This is a genomic window from Streptomyces sp. AC558_RSS880, from assembly GCF_019049255.1.
In the GTDB taxonomy this organism is placed as follows: Bacteria; Actinomycetota; Actinomycetes; order Streptomycetales; family Streptomycetaceae; genus Streptomyces.
Map to the genome: position 1 here is coordinate 253,950 of NZ_JAGMUJ010000031.1, position 16,635 is coordinate 270,584.

General features: G+C 73.2%; 12 protein-coding genes. 7 read left to right on the forward strand and 5 right to left on the reverse strand.

Features of this window, described 5'->3' with window-relative positions:
• The first annotated feature begins 57 nt into the window (after nt 1–57).
• Nucleotides 58–1,140: a sugar phosphate nucleotidyltransferase gene (locus KUM38_RS15055; RefSeq protein ID WP_217129868.1), complete on the forward strand. Its 1,083-nt coding sequence runs from the start codon at nt 58–60 to the stop codon at nt 1,138–1,140.
• Between the two features lie 236 nt (nt 1,141–1,376).
• Here KUM38_RS15055 and KUM38_RS15060 read toward each other — a convergent pair whose 3' ends face one another.
• The 4 genes from KUM38_RS15060 to KUM38_RS15075 all read right to left on the reverse strand — a co-directional run bounded on the left by KUM38_RS15060 (nt 1,377) and on the right by KUM38_RS15075 (nt 5,254).
• Nucleotides 1,377–2,378 carry a DNA-3-methyladenine glycosylase gene (locus KUM38_RS15060; RefSeq protein WP_217129869.1) on the reverse strand — a complete coding sequence of 334 codons (1,002 nt, stop codon included), beginning with the start codon at nt 2,376–2,378 and terminating at the stop codon, nt 1,377–1,379.
• 78 nt (nt 2,379–2,456) lie between these two features.
• The gene (locus KUM38_RS15065; RefSeq protein ID WP_217129870.1) at nt 2,457–3,758 is read right to left on the reverse strand and encodes a coenzyme F420-0:L-glutamate ligase; all 1,302 of its coding nucleotides are present in this window, start codon (nt 3,756–3,758) and stop codon (nt 2,457–2,459) included.
• Nucleotides 3,755–4,714: a 2-phospho-L-lactate transferase gene (cofD, locus tag KUM38_RS15070; RefSeq protein WP_217129871.1), complete on the reverse strand. Its 960-nt coding sequence runs from the start codon at nt 4,712–4,714 to the stop codon at nt 3,755–3,757. The genes KUM38_RS15065 and cofD overlap by 4 nt, the downstream gene beginning before the upstream one ends.
• Nucleotides 4,715–4,747: 33 nt before the next feature.
• Nucleotides 4,748–5,254, reverse strand: coding sequence for a cysteine dioxygenase family protein (locus KUM38_RS15075; RefSeq protein WP_217129872.1), 507 nt, complete (start codon nt 5,252–5,254; stop codon nt 4,748–4,750).
• A 714-nt stretch (nt 5,255–5,968) separates the two neighbouring features.
• Here KUM38_RS15075 and KUM38_RS15080 point away from each other — a divergent pair.
• The 3 genes from KUM38_RS15080 (at nt 5,969) to KUM38_RS15090 (ending at nt 11,784) form a co-directional block, all read left to right on the forward strand.
• Entirely contained in the window at nt 5,969–6,232 is a 264-nt protein-coding gene (locus KUM38_RS15080; protein ID WP_003975777.1) for a WhiB family transcriptional regulator, read from the forward strand.
• 393 nt (nt 6,233–6,625) lie between these two features.
• Nucleotides 6,626–10,285: a glycosyltransferase gene (locus KUM38_RS15085; RefSeq protein WP_217129873.1), complete on the forward strand. Its 3,660-nt coding sequence runs from the start codon at nt 6,626–6,628 to the stop codon at nt 10,283–10,285.
• On the forward strand, nt 10,282–11,784 hold the full coding sequence (locus tag KUM38_RS15090) for a DUF5719 family protein (RefSeq protein ID WP_217129874.1): 1,503 nt from the start codon (nt 10,282–10,284) through the stop codon (nt 11,782–11,784). Before KUM38_RS15085 ends, KUM38_RS15090 begins: the two co-directional genes overlap by 4 nt.
• Nucleotides 11,785–11,951: 167 nt before the next feature.
• On the opposite strand, the gene KUM38_RS15095 is transcribed toward KUM38_RS15090, so the two are convergent.
• Nucleotides 11,952–12,401, reverse strand: a complete 450-nt coding sequence (locus KUM38_RS15095) for a metallopeptidase family protein (RefSeq protein ID WP_217129875.1) — start codon at nt 12,399–12,401, stop codon at nt 11,952–11,954.
• Between the two features lie 282 nt (nt 12,402–12,683).
• Here KUM38_RS15095 and KUM38_RS15100 point away from each other — a divergent pair, with 282 nt between their 5' ends.
• The 3 genes from KUM38_RS15100 to KUM38_RS15110 all read left to right on the forward strand — a co-directional run bounded on the left by KUM38_RS15100 (nt 12,684) and on the right by KUM38_RS15110 (nt 16,333).
• Nucleotides 12,684–13,106, forward strand: coding sequence for a DUF3499 domain-containing protein (locus KUM38_RS15100; protein ID WP_040907000.1), 423 nt, complete (start codon nt 12,684–12,686; stop codon nt 13,104–13,106).
• A gap of 139 nt (nt 13,107–13,245) precedes the next feature.
• Nucleotides 13,246–14,862 carry an L-lactate permease gene (locus KUM38_RS15105; RefSeq protein ID WP_217129876.1) on the forward strand — a complete coding sequence of 539 codons (1,617 nt, stop codon included), beginning with the start codon at nt 13,246–13,248 and terminating at the stop codon, nt 14,860–14,862.
• 100 nt (nt 14,863–14,962) lie between these two features.
• Entirely contained in the window at nt 14,963–16,333 is a 1,371-nt protein-coding gene (locus KUM38_RS15110) for a phosphomannomutase/phosphoglucomutase (RefSeq protein WP_217129877.1), read from the forward strand.
• The last annotated feature ends 302 nt before the right edge of the window (nt 16,334–16,635 follow it).

Consider the following 16,635-nt stretch of genomic DNA (forward strand, 5'->3'; position numbering starts at 1 on the left):
TACACTGGCCGGCCGAAAGACAGATCGGCCGGTCCCGGCAGGAAGCAGAGACGACAGGTGACAGAAGCGATCCTCCTGGTCGGCGGCAAGGGCACGCGGCTGCGACCGCTCACGGTGCACACGCCCAAGCCCATGGTCCCGGCGGCCGGGGTGCCCTTCCTCACGCACCAGCTGGCGAGAGCGAGAGCGGCGGGCGTCGAGCACATCGTCCTGGCCACGTCCTATCTGGCCGAGGTCTTCGAGCCGTACTTCGGCGACGGGGCGGCCCTCGGGCTGCACATCGAGTACATGACGGAGGAGGAGCCGCTCGGTACGGGCGGCGCCATCCGGAACGCCGCGTCCCGGCTGCACTCGGGGCCGGACGAGCCGGTGCTGATCTTCAACGGGGACATCCTGACGGGGCTGGACATCCGGGCGCTGGTGCGGACGCACGAGACGACCGGCGCGGACGTCTCGCTGCACCTGACGAAGGTGACGGACCCGCGGGCGTACGGGCTGGTGCCGACGGACGAGTCGGGGCGGGTGCGGGCGTTCCTGGAGAAGCCGCAGACGCCGGAGGAGATCGTCACCGACCAGATCAACGCGGGGGCGTACGTCTTCCGCCGGTCGGTGATCGACACGATCCCGGCGGGGCGGGTGGTGTCGGTGGAACGGGAGACGTTCCCGGGGCTGCTGGCGGCGGGGGCGCATCTGCAGGGGATGGTCGACTCCACGTACTGGCTGGACCTGGGGACCCCGGCGGCCTTCGTACGGGGCTCGGCGGATCTGGTGCTGGGCCGTGCGCCGTCGCCGGCGGTGCCCGGGCGCTGCGGGGACCGGCTGGTGCTGCCCACGGCGACCGTGGCACCGGACGCGAAGCTGGCGGGCGGGACGGTGGTGGGCGAGGGCGCGTTCGTGGCGGAGGGCGCGCGCGTCTTCGGCAGCACGATCCTGCCGGGGGCGGTGATCGAACCGGGCGCGGTCATCACGGACTCGCTGATCGGTACGCGGGCACGGGTGGGCGAACGGTCGGTCCTCACCGGCACGGTCATAGGCGACGGAGCGATCATCGGCCCCCGCAACGAACTCCGCGAGGGCGCCCGCGTCTGGTGCGACGCGACGATCCCGGCGGGCGCGGTCCGCTTCTCGTCCGACCAGTAGACGCCCGGGGCGGCTTTCGGTCCGGTGAGGGCTTGCGGTGGGTCGGGGCCGCGTCTCCGTGGGCAGTCGTGCCTCCCCCAGTGCCTCAAGGGCCTGGGAGGTGCCCCCAGGGCGGCACGGGTGGGCGCTGGGGGTACCCCCTCTGGGGGAGGCACCCCGCTAGCGCCGGGCCGCGCGACCCACCCCCGGCCCACCCCGACGCGGGGCACCCCGTACGGCACCGGCCCAGCCGAACCTCAAAGCCGCCCGATATCCCCGTACGGCATCCGCGGCGCCCGCCGCCCCGGCACCTTCCCGCTCAACAGGATCAACCGCGCGGCCCGGTGCCGCTGCCCCGCATACGGCTCCAGCAGCGACAACATCACCGCGTCATCCGCATACCGGTCCCCCGCGAGCGCCCACCCCACGATCCCCGGCAGATGCAGATCCCCCACGGTCACCGCATCCACCGCCCCGTGACTCCGCTGCACCGTCTCCGCCGACGTCCACGGCCCGATCCCCGACACCAGCTCCAACCGCGCCTGCGCCGCCTCCGGATCCATCCCCACCGCCTCCTCCAGCCGCGCAGCGACCCGCACGGCCCGCAGGACCGTCGACGCCCGCTTGTCGTCGACCCCGGCCCGGTGCCACTCCCAGGAGGGGATCAGCGCCCACGTCCGCGGCGCCGGCATCACCGACATCCGCTCCGGCGCGGGCCCGGGCGCCGGCTCCCCGTACTTCCGTACCAGCAGTCGCCACGCCCGGTACGCCTCCCCCGTCGTGACCTTCTGCTCCAGAATCGACGGAATCAGCGACTCCAGCACCAGCCCGGTCCGCGTCAGCCGCAGTCCCGGACGCCGGTGCCGGGTCAGCGCCAGCAGCCTGTGCCGGGGCACGAAGGCGGACGGGTCGTCGGCGGCACCGAGCATCTCCGGCAGCTTGTCCAGGAGCCAGTCGGCGCCCGGCCCCCATGCCTCGCCCCTGATCTCGCCGGAACGCCCCGTCACCCGGAGCGTCCCCGGACCCGCCGGCGTCAGGCTGGCCCGCCACACGGAACCGTCCGGCAGCGCCCGGAACGTCGGATCACCCGGTCCCCGCCGCAGCGGCCCGAGGACCAGCCCGAGGTCCAGGGGCCCCTCCGGCACCCACGTCCGTACGCGGGCCGGAGCCGGTGCCCGGCGGGGGGTTCCCTCGGGCACGGCGACATGCCCGCCGCGCACGGTCGTACGAGTCGGGCGGGGAGCGAAACGTCCTGCCACGAGAGCTCCCGGGGGTGGAAGTGAAGCGAGGGCCGCTACGAGGGTAGGCGCAGGCTCACCGCACCTCGATGAACAGGCTCACCGCACCTCGATGAAACCGCCCGCGTCCCGCTCCGGCCGCGGGCGCGGGTCCTCCGCCGGGTGGCCGATCGCCACCGCGCCCATCGGGTCCCAGTCCGCCGGCAGGTCCAGGACCTCGCGGACCACCTCGCGGCAGAACATCGTCGACGACACCCATGCCGAGCCCAGCCGCTCCCCGGCCAGCGCGACCAGGAAGTTCTGCACGCCGGCGCCCGTGGCGACCACGAACATCTCCCGCTCCGCGCCGTCCCGCCGCGCGTCCCCGTAGGTGTGCGAGCCGTCCATGACCAGGCAGGGGACGACCAGGTACGGCGCGTTGCGCAGGACGTCGCCGCGGCGGACGCGCTTGGCGATCGACTCCTCCGTCCTGCCGTCGCGGCGCAGGTCCGCGATCCACGCCTCGCGCATGGCGTCCAGGAGGCGGGTGCGGGATCCGGGGGACTCCAGCAGCACGAAACGCCACGGTGTGGTGTGGTGCGGGGCCGGTGCCGTGACCGCGGCGGCCACCGCGCGGCGTACGGCTCCGGGGTCGACCGGCTCGTCCGTGAAGGCCCGCACCGTACGGCGCTGGGTCACCGCCTGGCGCACCGCCTCGGACGTGCCGAGGCGGAACATGTCGTCGCGCGCGCCGCGGACCATCGCCCGCGCGCCCTCGCCGTCGTCGGCCGCCACCACGTGCGGCAGCCCGCGGACCACGGCCACCGGCAGGCCGGACGCCTTGCCCTTGACCAGATCGCCCGCCGCGGCGAGCTCGTCGGCCGTGGCGACGACCGTGGCGCTGAGCGGATTGCCGTACGCGTCGGTGCCGCCGCGCAGGTCGTCCAGCACCCGGACGCCCGCCGCGCCGATCGCGACATCGGTCAGCCCCGCGCGCCAGGGCCGGCCGAAGGTGTCGGTGACGATCACGCCGACCTCGACGCCGAGGGCGTCGCGCAGACCCTCGCGGATCGCCCGCGCGGAGGCGTCCGGATCCTCGGGCAGCAGCAGGACCGTGCCGGCGGGGGTGTTGGAGGCGTCGACTCCGGCCGCGGCCATGACCAGGCCCTGCCGGTTCTCGACGATGCGCAGGGAGCCGCGCCGGGCCACCACGCGCACCGTCTCCGCGTCGATCGCGGCCTCCCGGTCCGCCGCCTCGACGATCCGGCCCTCCGCCTTGGAGACGATCTTCGAGGTGACGAGGAGGACGTCGCCGTCGGACAGGTCCGGTGCGGCGGCCGCGATCAGCTTGGCCAGGTCGTCGCCCTCGCGGATCTCGGGCAGGCCCGCCACGGGCCAGACCCGGTAGCCCGTGCCGCTCATACCGCCCGGACCTCCTCCGCCAGCGTCAGCGCCTCCCGCGCCATCCGCGCGGCCGCGTCGACGTCGGTCATCATCAGCGGCACGGCCCGGCAGCGGATCCCGGCCGCCTCGACGCGCTCCACGCAGGCCGCGTCGACCGTGTCGACCAGCCAGCCGTCCAGCAGGCCCGAGCCGTAGTGCTCGGCCACCGCCGGGGCCGTGGACTCCACGCCGACGGCCGCCAGCACCTTGTCGGCCATGCCGCGCACGGGCGCGTCCCCGACGATCGGCGACAGGCCGATCACCGGCACGCCCGCGTCGGCGATCGCCTCCCGGATGCCGGGGACGGCGAGGATGGTGCCGACGGAGACCACGGGGTTGGACGGCGGGAAGAGGATCACGTCGGCCCCGGCGATCGCCTCCAGGACGCCCGGCGCCGGCTTCGCCTGCTCCGCACCGACCGGCACGACCGCCTCGGCCGGCACCGAGGCCCGCAGCCGCACCCAGTACTCCTGGAAGTGGACCGCCTTGCGCTCGCCGTCCAGCTCCACGGCCACGTGCGTCTCCACGCGGTCGTCGGTCATCGGGATGAGGCGCACGCCGGGCTTCCAGCGGTCGCAGAGCGCCTCGGTCACCGCGCTGAGCGGGAATCCGGCGCCGAGCATCTGCGTCCGCACGATGTGTGTGGCGAAGTCCCGGTCGCCGAGCCCGAACCACTCCGGGCCGACGCCGTACGCCGCGAGCTCCTCCTTGAGGTGGAAGGTCTCGTCGGCCCGCCCCCAGCCCTGCTCCTCGTCGATGCCGCCGCCGAGCGTGTACATCACCGTGTCGAGGTCCGGGCAGACCTTCAGCCCGAAGAGGTGGATGTCGTCCCCGGTGTTGCCGATGACCGTGATGTCCGCGTCCGGCACGGCCCGCTTCAGACCGCGCAGGAAACGGGCACCGCCGATGCCGCCTGCCAGAACCACAATGCGCATGGGGCCATCCTTGCAGGCGGCTACGACATCGCGTCAGGCAGTCACCGGGCCGGGTGCCGTGCGCGCCTCGCAGTGGGGGGTGGTGTGCATGGGCATCTCGGTCAGGCCCGGGTAGTAGATGTGCAGGCTGACCGCGGGTTCCAGCGTGTCGTTGACGACCTCGTGCACGTAGCCCGGCGCGAACACGCGCTGCGCGCCGGCCGTCAACGCGCGCGTGCCGCGCTCGGTGCGCTCGGTCAGGGTGCCGTCCAGGACGGTGAGCACGCCGGAGGAGCGGCCGTGGTCGTGCGGTCCGCTGCCCTGGCCGGGCACCCAGGACAGCAGCCACACCTCGTAGCCGGGGCCGGTGCGCAGCCGGTGGTACCAGCGGCTGGTGGCGTCGTACTCGACGAGGTGCTCCCACTGGGAGCGGTCGGCGGCGATGGAGCGGGCCAGGCCGGCGAACTCGGCGACGGTGGCCGGGTGCTCGCGCGGGGGCTGGAGCAGGTGCGGGACTTCGAGGATGTCACCGGCGATCTGGAGGTCGCTGTCGCTGTTCATGGATGCGGAGGTTCCTTGGCGGAGAAGCGGTGGGGGTGAGGGTGTCGCGTCGCGTGCGCCCGGGTCGCGGGCGGCGGCGAGGGGGCCCTGGTGGGAGCGAAGGAAACAGAGCCGGATCTGTGGCCCGGCGGGGCTGGAGCTACGGGAGGGGGCTCAACAGCCGGAACAGCGACAGCTACAGCGAGCGCGGGCAGCACCGAGGAACCCGGCGGAGCGGGTCGAGGTGAGTGCCGAATTCGCGAGCATGCCCACTAGGACAGCGGTTCACTCCTCCACTGTCAACTCGACGCCCGATATGTGGGACATGGTTCACCTCATCCGGTTCATCTCGCAGGTGAAAGGTTTGCTCAATCGTTTCCCGGGACACAAGGTGCCCACGACCGGGCGCCCGCACGCCGTTGCGATCCCGTGATCCGACTGTGATCCGGTTCGCTCCGGTGCGGGTGTCGGAACGAGATCGATCCCCCGGGCGTCCTCCCCATGGAGGCTCCGTGTGGGGACGGAAGCCCTCACGGGACCCACACGCGTGTCAAGGTTTAGGACGATTTGAACACTTTCCGCTCGGCCTTGGTTCCGCAGAGTGAATAAGGGGCCCAATAGCAGATCTCGGCTTGACTCGCCCGGAGCAGCACACTTGTAATTTCACTCGTGTCGTTCAGCCGGGATCGGTAACGGCTGGATCACGGGGACGCGAAGGACGGACGAGGGGCGCACATGACCGAGCTGGTGCAGCAACTGCTGGTCGACGACGCGGACGAGGAGCTCGGCTGGCAGGAGCGCGCGCTGTGCGCCCAGACCGACCCCGAGTCCTTCTTCCCCGAGAAGGGCGGCTCGACCCGGGAGGCGAAGAAGGTCTGCCTCGCGTGCGAGGTCCGCTCCGAGTGCCTCGAGTACGCCCTCGCCAACGACGAGCGCTTCGGCATCTGGGGGGGACTGTCCGAGCGCGAACGCCGCCGGCTCAAGAAGGCCGCCGTCTGACGAACGGCGCTTCACCGCTGTACGCGCTTTCTCTCGTCGTGCGCGTACACCGTGCTGATCGAGGGCCGGGACGGCGCACGAGCCTCCGTGCCCGGCCGGATCGAACCGGGCCGGGGCCGATCCGACCGGTGCCGGTCGTCGGTCGTCGGCCGCGGAAGTCCTGCCGGGGCGCTGATCCGCAGGCGGTGTGAGCCATGAATCCCCCTGTTCCGGCCGGGGGAGGATCCAATGCGTACATACGTCACTTCCCAGGCCCGTCGCAGGTGGGTTGTCCACAGGGGGCGGGCCGTTGTGTTGCCCAGCCGATAGTGTGGTCGCTCGTCCGAGACGCCCCGCTGCCCCCATCGGGCACAGGCGTTCCCCCCAGACCACCGAACCGGGGCCCGTACCTCGATGTCCGTGCACAGCCACACGGCAGCCCGGCAAGACCTCGCTGCCACACCTGAGTTCCCGCGTCACGTGGTGACCGCGGTCCTCGTCTCCCACGACGGCGCCCGCTGGCTGCCCGACGCGCTCGCCGGGCTGCTCGGCCAGGAGCGCCCCGTCCAGTTCGCCATGGGTGCCGACACCGGCAGCGCGGACGACTCCGCCCGGCTGGTCACCGAGGCCCTCGGTGACGAACACGTGCTGCACCTCGCCCGGCGCACCGGCTTCGGCCAGGCGGTCGAGGAGTGCAACCGCAACGCCCCGCACCTCACGCCGGACGACCTGCCGTATTTGAAGCGGCCGAGCGGCTGGGACCCGGTCACCCGCAGCTGGCGCGACGACGCCTACGACCTGCCGGACCTCCCGCACGGGGAGCCGGTGCAGTGGCTGTGGCTGCTGCACGACGACTGCGCGCCCGAACCCGACGCGCTGGCCCAGATGCTGCGCGTCGTGGAGAACGAGTACGAGCTCGGCCGTGACGACGTCGCCGTCGTCGGCCCCAAGCTCCGCGGCTGGTACGACCGCAGGCAGCTCCTCGAGGTCGGCGTCTCCATCGCCAACTCCGGGCGCCGCTGGACCGGCCTGGACCGCCGCGAACAGGACCAGGGCCAGCACGACCACGTACGGCCCGTGCTGTCGGTGTCCACCGCCGGCATGCTCGTCCGCCGCGACGTCTTCGACCGGCTCGGCGGGTTCGACCGGCATCTGCCCCTCATGCGCGACGACGTCGACCTGTGCTGGCGCGCCCACTCCGCGGGACACCGGGTCCTGATCGCCCCCGACGCGGTCGTCCGGCACGCCGAGGCCGCCTCCCGCGAGCGCCGCACCGTCGACTGCGTGGGCCGCACCGCCGCCTCCCCGCACAAGGTGGACAAGGCGGGCGCCGTCTACACCCTGCTCGTCAACGTCCGCACGGCCGCCCTGCCCTGGGTGCTGCTGCGCGTCGTCCTCGGCACCCTGCTCCGCACCCTCGCCTACCTCGTCGGCAAGGTCCCCGGACAGGCCGTCGACGAGATCCGCGGCCTCATGGGCACCCTGCTGAGGCCCGAACGGATCCTCGCCGGACGGCGTCACCGCGGCAGCCCGGGGGCCGACAAGGGCGAGATGCGGCCGCTGTTCCCGCCGCCCGGCGCGACCGTCCGCGTCACCGTGGAACAGGTCGCGAGCAGCCTCGTCGGCCGCTCCGACCCCGAAGCCGCCTCCGGCGCGGGACGCCACGGCGGCACCGCCGAGTCGGGACCCGGCGGCGACGACGCCGACTTCCTGGAGGTCGAGCAGTTCGCCCGCCTCAAGCGCATCGCCCGCAAGCCCGGCCCGGTGCTCTTCCTGGCGCTGCTGCTCGTCTCCCTCGCGGCCTGCCGCCAGCTCTTCGACGGCGGCGCGCTCGCGGGCGGCGCTCTGCTCCCCGCACCCGCCGACGCCGGTGAGCTGTGGGCCCGCTACACCGACGCCTGGCACACCGTGGGCGCCGGCGGCACCGGATCCGCACCGCCCTACCTGGCGATCGTCGCGGCCTTCGCCTCCCTCCTGCTCGGCTCCACCGGCCTCGCCGTCACGATCCTCCTGGTCTGCTCGGTACCGCTGGCCGGCCTCACCGCGTACTTCGCCTCCCGCCCGCTCGTCGAGTCCCGGCTGCTGCGCGCGTGGGCGGCCGTCGCCTACGCCTTCCTGCCCGCCGCGACCGGCGCCCTGGCCGGCGGCCGCATCGGCACCGCCGTACTCGCCGTGCTGCTGCCGCTGATCGCCCGCGCGGGCATCGCCGCGAGCGGCCTCACGAAACCCGGGGGCACCCGCGGCAGTTGGCGCGCCACCTGGGCGTACGCCCTGCTGCTGACGGTCACCACGGCGTTCACCCCGATCGTGTGGCCCATCGCCGTCGTCCTCGGCGTCGGCGTACTGGCCCTGCGCAGGAGTGACATCCCGGCCTACGGACTGCGCTTCCTGGCCCAGCTGGGCACCCCCCTGCTGGTCCTCGCCCCGTGGTCGCTCTCCCTCCTCCCGTTCGGCTTCTTCCGGGAAGCGGGCCTGGAGTACGGCCCCTCCGCCGCCTCCGCCCTCGACCTGCTCGGCGCGAGCCCGGGCGGCCCGGGCACCGTCGGCGGCCTGGTGCTCATCGGTCTGGTGCTCGCCGCACTCGCGGCCCTGCTCCGCTCCGAACGCCGGACGGCGATCCTCACCGCGTGGGTGGCCGCCCTGGTGGGCCTCGTCTTCGCGGTCCTGTCCAACAGCTCCACCTGGGCGGGCCCCGCGACCCTCGTCTACGGCCTCGCCGTCCTGGCCGCCGCCACGCTCGGCGCCGACGGGGCACGCGCGCGTGTCGCCGAGCAGAGCTTCGGCTGGCGCCAGCCGGTCGCCGCGCTGATCGCCCTCGCCTGCGCGGTCGGCCCGCTGGTCGCCGTCGCCGGCTGGATGATCCGTGGCGCCGACGGACCCGTGGAGCGGCGCGACCCCGTCCAGGTGCCCGCGTTCGTCGCCGAGGAGAGCGGCACCCGGGACCAGGCGCGCACCCTCGTCCTCGACAGCGACTCCACCGCACAGGTCGGCTACGTCCTGGTCCGCGGCTCCGGCGCCCGCATGGGCGACGCGGAGATCGCCGCGGTGGACGGCGAGAACACCGGGCTCGACAAGGTCGTCGCCAACCTCGTCGCCGGCTCCGGCGCCGACCAGGCCGACCAGCTCGGCGGCTTCGCCGTCCGCTACGTCCTCGTCCACCCGGGCGCACCGCGCGAGGTCACCCGTGTCCTGGACGCCACCCCGGGTCTGTCCCGGCTCAGCCAGCAGGCGGGCGGCGCGCTGTGGCGGGTGGACCGGCAGGTCTCCCGCGCGAGCATCGTCCCCGCCGAGGACGGCGACGCCGAGCCCGTGCCCGTCGCCGCCGGACCGGTCGACATCCACACCAAGATCCCGAACGGCGCGGAGGGCCGGGTCCTCCGCCTCGCCGACACCGCCGCCGACGGCTGGACCGCCACCCTCGACGGCAAGCCGCTGACCCGCGTCACGGTCGACGGCTGGGCCCAGGGCTTCCAGCTCCCCGCCTCCGGCGGCACGCTGAACGTCACCTACGACGACCCGGTCACCCGCACCGCCTGGCTGTGGGCCCAGGGCCTGCTCGCCGTCGTCCTCGTCGTCATGGCCCTGCCGGGCCGCCGCCGCGACATCGACGACGACCTGCCCGAGGAGCCGGCCGTCCCCGCCGAGGCCATGGCCGGCGAGGGCCGCCGCGCCCGCCGCCTGCGCGCCCAGGCCGAGGCGGAGTCCGCCGCCGAAGCGGAGTCCGCCGCCGGAGGACCGGGCGCCGACGAGGACTTCCCCACCCCGCCCGAGCAGCCGCCCGCCCCCGTCCCGCAACAGCCCGACCACAGCGACTGGGACGCGGCGGCGCAGTACCCGAACGCCTACCCGGACGAGCAGTACCAGCAGTACCCGGCGGACGCCTACGGCCGGCCCTACCCGGCGGAGGCCTACCCCCAGGGCGGCGAGTACGACCCGTACGCCTACGGCACCCAGCAGACGCCGTACGACCAGACCTACGCACAGGGCTACGACCAGAACTACACCCAGGGCTACGACACGTCGTACGACCCCCACGGCACGGGCAGTGAGCGTCCCGACGGGAGCCAGCAGTGAACCGCACCACCCTGTCCCTGATCGCGGGCGTGACCGCGCTCGCCGCCGTCACCGGCTTCGCCGCGGTGTCCTCACCGGACGCCAAGGCCACGGACGGGACGGCGGAGGCGGCGGCCCACCTCCCCGTGGAACGCACGAGCCTGGTGTGCCCCGCGCCCAGCACCTCCGACCTGGCCGAGACGACGTACACGTCCTTCACACCGGTCACGAAGGGCGCGGAGGCCGAAGGCAGGGCCGGACTCCAGCCCGCCACGGAGCAGAAGCCGGACGAGTCGAAAACCGAGGACGACAAGGACGCCAAGTCCGAGAAGCCCCTCCTGGAGCCCGAGGACCCCGGCAAACCGGTCACCGGGGAGACGACCGGCGGCGAGTCCCCCGCCCTCCTCGGCACCGCCGAGGGCCGCTTCGCGCCGGGCTGGACCGTGCAGGAGACGACAACGGTCACCGCGGGCACGGGCCGGGGCATGCACGGCGTCACCTGCACGGCTCCGGACACGGAGTTCTGGTTCCCCGGCGCGAGCACCGACGCCGACCGCACCGACTACGTCCATCTGACCAACCCCGACGACTCGGCGGCGGTCGTGGACATCGAGCTCTACGGCAAGGACGGTGCGCTCAAGACGACGGTGGGGGAGGACATCACGGTCCAGCCGCACTCCGCCGAGCCGGTCCTGCTCTCGACGCTCACCGACGAGAAGCAGACCGATGTGACCGTGCACGTGGTGGTCCGCAGCGGCCGGGTCGGTGCCGCCGTGCAGGCCCTGGACGCCAAGCGGGGCGGCGACTGGCTGCCCGCGTCGACCGACCCGTCCGGCAGCCTGGTCCTGCCCGGCATCCCGAAGGACGCCACCGCCGTACGCCTGGTCGCCTTCACCCCCGGTGACGCCGACGTCGACCTGAAGGTGCGCCTCGCCTCCCCCTCCGGCCTGATCACCCCGGCCGGCCACGAAACCCTCCACGTGAAGGGCGGCATGACGACGGCCGTCGACCTGGACGACATCATGCGCGGTGAGGCGGGCTCCCTGGTCCTGACGGCGGCGGACGACTCCGTCCCAATCGTGGCGGCGGCACGGGTGCTGCGCGGCGAGGGCGACGACCAGGAGTCGGCCTTCGTCCCGGCCGCACGACCGGTCGGCACGCGTGCCACGTCCGTGGACAACACGGCCAAGGGCACGACGCTCTCGGTGACGGCTCCCGGGGGCACGGCGAAGATCAAGGTCACGGCCTCGGCGGGCACCGAGGGCGGTACGGAGGCCTCGAAGACGTACACGATCAAGTCGGGCACGACGCAGGACATCGAGGCGCCGGTGCCGGCCGGGGTGAAGGGCACGTACGCCCTCACGGTGGAACCCCAGTCGGGCGCACCGGTCTACGCGTCCCGGACGCTGACGGCGACGGAGAACGACGTCCCGTTCTTCACGGTCCAGCCCCTCCCGGACGACCGGGGCACGGTCGCGGTACCGACGTCGACCGAGGACCTGTCGATCCTGCAGAAGTGACCGCACACCGGGAGCGGCGCGAACGCGCCGCTCCCGGCGCTTCCGCTCCCACCGCTCCCGCGGACGCCGGGCTGCGTGTCACCCCCCGGCCCACCCCGACGCGCGGCACGGTGCAGGCACCGGGTGCGTGACCCCCCCGCACGCCCGCGCCCGCGCACAACCCCCGGTCAGTCCTCCCCGTACCGCGGATCCACCGTCTCCGGCGTCAGCCCCAGCAACTCCGCCACCTGCTCGACCACGACCTCGTGCACGAGAGCCGCCCGCTCGTCCCGCCCCTTGGTGCGGATCTCCACCGGCCGCCGGTACACCACCACCCGCGCCGACCGCCCCTCACGAGCAGCCACGGTCCCACCCAGCGGCACCGGCTCGTCGCTCCAGGCACTCCCGTCCAGCCGCGGCACGTCCAGCACCAGGAAATCGATGTCGGCCAACTGCGGCCACCGTCGCTCCAGCCGCTCCACGGAGTCCTGCACGAGATCCGCGAACGTCTCCGCACGGCTCGCGGCGAGCGGCACCTGGGGAGGTGCGATCGGGCCGCGCATGCCCCGGCCGTGGCGATCACGACGTCGGGGCCCGGGGCCGGGTCCGGCGGCACGGGGCGTCACAGAGCTGTCCATCACTGCGAAGCGTAGTCGCCACGTCGCCACCCCGCCCGATCCCCGCACGCCTTCCGGCCGACCCGCACGGCATGTCACAACATGACCATTCCAGCCAAGGTTGGGATCGATTCCGTATCTCTCCGAGACCGACAGCCTCAAGGCAATTGACGGTGTTTGTACCAACTGGTGACCGAAATCAGTACCGGCGAACCCCCGGGCCTCCGCGTCGAACCAGGTCAGCAAGGTACCCCCAAAGGGGCATGTGAGGCATTTCATACCGCGACACGGTGGAGTGACCTGGTGGAGAGTCGTCGCGGCCCGCTCAAGAGTGCGGTACCGTCCAACATCGTGAGCCCTGTACGTCGCTGTTCGCGCACCGCCTGCGGCCGTCCCGCCGTCGCGACGCTGACGTACGTCTACGCCGACTCGACCGCGGTCCTCGGCCCGCTCGCCACCTACGCCGAACCCCACTGCTACGACCTGTGCGCCGAACACTCCGAGCGCCTCACCGCGCCGCGCGGCTGGGAGGTCGTCCGTCTGCTCGACGGTTCGGCCCCGGCCCAGCCCAGCGGGGACGACCTGGAAGCGCTTGCGAACGCGGTGCGAGAGGCGGCCCGTCCCCAGGAGCGAGCGGCGGGAGCGGGCGGCGGGTCCCGCACCGCGGACCCCATGGAGGTCGCGCGCCGCGGCCACCTGCGCGTACTCCGTTCCCCGGACAACTGACCGGGCGAGCCTCCCTTCCCGCACCTCGAGCACCCCATAAACCCCCGCACGCCCATTGACGCCCACTTGTCGCGGACACGACCATTCCCTGGAACGCGGCGAGAAATCGCTTTCGCATGGCGGAATCCGGGAGGCGCCCGTGTACGTCCAGGAACTGGAACCCGTCGCCGGCTCGCTCGGCCTCTCCGCCCTGGTGGCGGCCCTGCCACTCGTGATCGTCCTGGTCCTGCTCGGCGGCGTCCGGATGAAGGCGCACCTCGCGGGCCTGATCGGCCTGCTGGCGGCCGTCCTGGTGGCCTGTCTGGCGTACGGCATGCCGCTGGGCCAGACGCTCTCCGGCGGCGTCCAGGGCGCCGTCTTCGGCGTCTTCCCCATCATGTGGATCGTCATCAACGCCCTGTGGGTCTACCGGATGACCGTCCGCACCCGCCACTTCGACATCCTCCGCCGTTCCTTCGGCCGCCTCTCCGACGACCCCCGCATCCAGGCACTCGTCATCGCGTTCTGCTTCGGCGCCCTGCTGGAGGCCCTCGCCGGGTTCGGCGCCCCCGTCGCGATCTCCGCCGTGATGCTGGTGGCCCTCGGCTTCGACCCCGTACGCGCCGCCGTGGTCGCGCTGGTCGCCAACACCGCGCCGGTGGCGTTCGGCGCCATGGGCACACCGGTCGTCACGCTCGCCCAGGTCACCGGCCTGCCACTGGACTCCGTGGCGTCCGTCGTCGGCCGCCAGACCCCGCTGCTGGCCCTGGTGGTGCCTCTCGTGCTGGTCTGGCTGGTGGACGGACGCCGCGGCCTGCGCGAGACCTGGATCCCCGCACTGGTCTGCGGAGCCGCCTTCGCCGTGGCGCAGTTCGCCGCCTCCAACTACGTCTCCGCGCAACTCGCCGACATCGGCGCCGCCCTGGCCGGCGCGGGCGCCCTGGTCGCCGTACCGCACGCGCGCGTGCCCGCCACCGAGTCCGTACGGGCCTCCGTGCTGACCGGCGCGCGCAGCGAGGAACTGGACGAGGAGGACCCGCGCGGCGAGGTGGTACGGGCCTACGCCCCGTACGCGCTGATCGTCGCGGTCTTCTCCGTCGCCCAGATCCCGGCGGTGAAGGACTGGCTCGCCGGTGCCACCCAGACCTACGACTGGCCCTTCCTGGACGTGGCGGGCCCGGGCGGTGAGCCCGTCGGCGGCAACGTGTTCACCTGGCCGATCGTCTCCACCGGCGGCACCCTCGTCCTGTTCGCGGGGGTGCTCACGACGGCGGTGATCGGGGTGCACGCGCGCGTGGCGGTCAAGGAGTGGCTGGCGACGGTCCACGAACTGCGGTTCGCGATCCTCACGGTGACGTCCGTCCTGGCCCTGGCCTACGTCATGAACCTCTCGGGTCAGGCGGCGACCATCGGCCACTCCGTGGCCGCGGCCGGGGCCGGCCTCGCCTTCCTGTCCCCGGTCCTCGGCTGGTTCGGGGTCGCCGTCTCCGGCTCGGACACCTCCTCCAACGCCCTCTTCGGCGCCCTCCAGGTGACCGCCGCCCAGCAGTCCGGTCTCTCCCCCGACCTGCTCGCCGCCGCCAACAGCTCCGGCGGCGTCCTCGGCAAGATGATCTCGCCGCAGAACCTCACCATCGCCTGCGCGGCCGTCGGACTGGCGGGCCGCGAGGGCGACCTGCTGCGCAAGGTGCTGCCCTGGAGCCTCGGCCTGCTGCTCGTGATGTGCCTGCTCGTGGTGGGCCAGAGCACGGCGGCGCTCGACTGGATGCTGCCCTGAGCGTCCGCGACGTGCGGAAGTCCGTCCGGTGGCCCCGACCGGAGTGTCACCCTCTACGGGTAGTTTGTGGTGACCGACAGGACTTCCGGAAGGGTTGGCCGTGGCTGCTGATCTGTCGCAGATCGTCAAGGCGTACGACGTGCGCGGAGTCGTCCCCGACCAGTGGGACGAGTCCCTGGCCGAACTCTTCGGCGCCGCCTTCGTCCGGGTGACCGGCGCGACCGCCGTCGTCACCGGCCACGACATGCGGCCGTCGTCCCCCGGGCTGTCGGGCGCCTTCGCGCGCGGGGCCGCCGCCCAGGGCGCCGACGTCACCGAGATCGGCCTGTGCTCCACGGACCAGCTCTACTACGCCTCGGGCGCCCTGGACCTCCCCGGCGCGATGTTCACCGCGTCCCACAACCCGGCGCGGTACAACGGCATCAAGCTGTGCCGCGCGGGCGCGGCGCCGGTCGGCCAGGACACGGGCCTGACGGAGATCCGGGAACTCGTCGAGCGGTGGAGCGAGTCGGGCGCCCCGGAACCGATGACCGGCACCCGGGGAACGATCACCCGGCGCGACACGTTGGACGACTACGCGGCACACCTGCGCTCGCTCGTCGACCTGGCCTCCCTCCGCCCCCTGAAGGTCGTCGTCGACGCGGGCAACGGCATGGGCGGGCACACGGTCCCGACGGTCTTCGCCGGACTGCCGCTCACCCTCGTCCCGATGTACTTCGAACTCGACGGCACCTTCCCCAACCACGAGGCCAACCCCCTCGACCCGGCCAACCTCGTCGACCTGCGGAGGCGGGTCCGTGAGGAGGGCGCCGACCTCGGCCTCGCCTTCGACGGCGACGCCGACCGCTGCTTCGTCGTCGACGAGCGGGGCGAACCGGTCTCCCCGTCCGCGATCACCGCCCTGGTCGCCTCCCGCGAGCTGGCCCGCAACGGCGGCAGGGGCACGGTCATCCACAACCTGATCACCTCCTGGTCGGTCCCCGAGGTCGTACGGGAGAACGGCGGCACCCCCGAACGCACCCGCGTCGGCCACTCCTTCATCAAGGCCGAGATGGCCAGGACCGGAGCGATCTTCGGCGGCGAGCACTCCGCGCACTACTACTTCCGCGACTTCTGGAACGCCGACACGGGCATGCTGGCCGCCCTGCACGTCCTCGCCGCCCTCGGCGGCCAGCAGGGCACGCTGTCGGCCCTGGTCGCCCAGTACGACCGCTACGCGGGCTCCGGCGAGATCAACTCCACGGTCGACGACCAGACCGCCCGCCTCGCCGCGATCAGGGCCGCGTACGAGGGCCGCGACGGCATCACCCTCGACGAACTGGACGGCCTCACCGTCACCTCCACCGACTGGTGGTTCAACGTCCGCCCCTCCAACACGGAACCCCTCCTCCGCCTGAACGCGGAGGCCCGGGACGAGGCAACGATGACCAAAATCCGCGACGAAGCCTTGGCCATCATCAGATCGTCCTAACCACACCACCCACGGCCGACCGCTGCCTCCCCCCTCGCGGGCAGTCGCCTGCCTCCGGCCTCCGTGGGCAGTCGTGCAGCTGGGGCGGCACGGGTGGGCGCGACGGCACCCCGCAAGCGCCGGGCTGCGCGAACACCCCCGGCCCACACCAACGCGGAGCACCCCGCAAGCGCCGACCAGCGCAGGCCCACCCCCGCCCCGCCCCCAGCACAAGGCACCGCACAACCTCGCCCACCCCGCCACCCACCCCCCACCGGCGGTACCCTGACCAGCACATCCACCCAGCGAAGGGACCCCCATGC